This window comes from Gilvimarinus sp. 1_MG-2023, from assembly GCF_030548285.1.
Window position 1 is genome coordinate 1 of record NZ_JAUOSC010000333.1, and the last position, 372, is coordinate 372.

The 372-nt window shown below is 54.8% G+C and carries 1 protein-coding gene; it reads left to right on the forward strand.

Annotated features, from left to right (window positions below; translation table 11 throughout):
- The coding region (locus tag Q4563_RS17050) for an FAD:protein FMN transferase (RefSeq protein WP_303605338.1) at nt 1–372 on the forward strand (372 nt) is incomplete at both ends.

The following is a 372-nucleotide window of genomic DNA, read 5'->3' on the forward strand; positions in this document are numbered from 1 at the left end:
GAGTGAAGGCCGGTTTGACGTTACCGTTGGCTCTTTGGTTAATGCTTGGGGTTTTGGGCCGGGCAAACACCGCGACCAGAAGTTGTCGGAAGAAGAGGTCAACGGCCTGCTTGCCGGTATCGGCTCTGACGCTATTCATCTTGATGACCGGACCCTGTCAACCGACAAACCGCTGTATATCGATTTGTCTGCCATTGCCAAGGGATGGGCAGATGACCAGATTGGATATTTGTTGGAGCAGCAGGGGGTGGTCTCTTATCTGGTGGAAATTGGCGGTGAGCTGAGAGCGCGTGGTAGCAAGCCGGATGGCAGTGGTTGGCGGGTTGCCATAGAACGGCCTGCACTGGATAGTATGACGCATCAGGTACAGCT